The organism is Synechococcus sp. R70.1, assembly GCF_047461675.1.
Lineage (GTDB): Bacteria > Cyanobacteriota > Cyanobacteriia > Thermostichales > Thermostichaceae > Thermostichus.
On sequence record NZ_JANSHR010000115.1, the window covers coordinates 1 to 2,150 of the forward strand.

2 tRNA genes and 2 rRNA genes are annotated in these 2,150 nt (G+C 66.9%); all 4 read left to right on the forward strand.

What is annotated here, in order from left to right:
• A 16S ribosomal RNA gene (locus tag NW807_RS11220) occupies window positions 1-478 on the forward strand; the annotation flags it as partial.
• Between the two features lie 205 nt (window positions 479-683).
• Window positions 684-757 (forward strand) — tRNA-Ile (locus NW807_RS11225).
• A gap of 15 nt (window positions 758-772) precedes the next feature.
• Window positions 773-845 (forward strand) — tRNA-Ala (locus NW807_RS11230).
• A gap of 121 nt (window positions 846-966) precedes the next feature.
• Window positions 967-2,150: ribosomal RNA gene (locus tag NW807_RS11235) — 23S ribosomal RNA — on the forward strand; the annotation flags it as partial.

Below are 2,150 nucleotides of genomic sequence, written 5' to 3' on the forward strand. Positions count from 1 at the left end.
TGTCGTCAGCTCGTGCCGTGAGGTGTTGGGTTAAGTCCCGCAACGAGCGCAACCCTCGGGGTCAGTTACGCGGGTGTCTGACCCGACTGCCGGGGAAAGCCCGGAGGAAGGAGGGGATGACGTCAAGTCAGCATGGCCCGGACGCCCTGGGCGACACACACGCTACAGTGACCGGGACAGTGGGCAGCGAAGGGGCGACCTGGAGCCAATCCCGCAAACCCGGTCGTGGTGGGGATCGCAGGCTGCAACCCGCCTGCGTGAACGCGGAGTTGCTAGTAACCGCCGGTCAGCCATACGGCGGTGAATACGTTCCCGGGCCTTGTACACACCGCCCGTCACGTCACGAAAGCTGGCTTCACCTGAAGCCGGTGGGCCAACCGGCGCACGCTGGGGGCAGCCGTCGAGGGTGGGGCTGGTGATTGGGACGAAGTCGTAACAAGGTAGCCGTACCGGAAGGTGCGGCTGGATCACCTCCTTTCTAGGGAGCGCTGGCTCCCGGGTCAACCGGGGTGGCGCAGCACCGGAGGGTGCAGGACGGGGCGGGGCCAGGGAGGCTCGCCTGAGGAGGCGGGGCTGCTCCCCGCGGAGGGCGTCCGCCTGCTGGTCCCCGAACCCGGAGCCGTCACCTCGTTGTCGAGGTCGGTCGCTGGCACTCGACCACACCCGAGTTGTCGGGGTGGCGTGGGCGTTTAGCTCAGTTGGTTAGAGCACACCCCTGATAAGGGTGAGGTCCCTGGTTCGAATCCAGGAACGCCCACCGCGCGTCGATTATGGGGCTGTAGCTTAGTTGGGAGAGCGCCGCCTTTGCACGGCGGAGGTCAGGGGTTCGAGTCCCCTCAGCTCCACATCGAGCGCAGGCACCTTAACAAGCGAGTGGATGAGTCATCGCGCTGAACTGACGGGTTCGAAAGCGCCGAGGTGGTTCCGCTGTGCCTGTTTGCCGGTGGCGAGCAGAAGCTACTGGTGCGGACTGGGGTGAGGGGCACACGGTGGATGCCTCGGTGGTCAGGGCCGAGGAAGGACGCGGCCGAGCGGCGAAACGCCCCGGGGAGCTGCGGGCGAGCGGAGATCCGGGGGTGTCCGAATGGGGCAACCTGGCGCGGTGGGGAGCCGCGTCGCCCTCTTGGGAAGGGTGAGAGGGGGACCTCTTGCTCGACTGGGAGGGTGGGCACCGGGGGAAGTGAAACATCTCAGTACCCCGAGGAAGAGAGAGTGATTCCCGGAGTAGTGGCGAGCGAAACGGGAGGAGCCCAAACCGTCGTCGCCCAGAGGGCTGCCGTCCGGAAGCGGCGACGGGGTTGGACGGCCTGTCCGGGCCAAGCGGCAGGGCGGCCGCGGGTGGCTGAGTGGGAGCCGAACGCTGCTGGAAGGGGCGACCGGAGAGGGTGAGAGTCCCGTAGGCGGACTGCGCAGGTGCGCGTGGGACAGGTGCGTGAGTACCACGGGGCACGAGGAACCCTGTGGGAAGCTGGGGGGACCACCCCTCCAAGGCTAAACACCCTGACCGACCGATAGTGGAGAGTACCGTGAGGGAACGGTGAAAAGGACCCCGGCGAGGGGGGTGAAAGAGCGCCTGAAACCGTGTGCCCACAGGCGGTCGGAGCCGCGGTGAGCGGTGACGGCGTGCCTATTGGAGCATGAGCCGGCGAGTGGCCGGGCGTGGCGAGGCGAAGGGGGAGGCACCTGGAGCCGGAGCGAAAGCGAGTCTGAAGCGGGCGAGCAAGTCGCGCCTGGCCGACCCGAAACCGGGTGAGCTACCCCTGGCCAGGCTGAAGCGCGGGGGAGACCTGCGTGGAGGGCCGAACCGGTGTCCGTGGCAAAGGGCTCGGAGGAGCTGGGGGTAGGGGTGAAATGCCAAGCGAACCCGGAGATAGCTGGTTCTCCCCGAAATGGCTTGAGGGTCAGCCTTGCTGGGAGGCAGCTGGAGGTAGAGCACCGTTTCGGTGCGGGGGCGTTGGCCTACCAAGCCGAGGCGAACTCCGAATGCTGGCTGCTGGTCGGCAGGAGTGAGACCTGGGGCGAAAAGGTTCTGGGTCGAGAGGGGAACAGCCCAGACCGCCGGCTAAGGTCCCCAAGTCCGGGCTGAGTGGTCAAGGAGGTGCGGGTGCGTAGACAACCAGGAGGTTGGCTTAGAAGCAGCCATCCTTGAA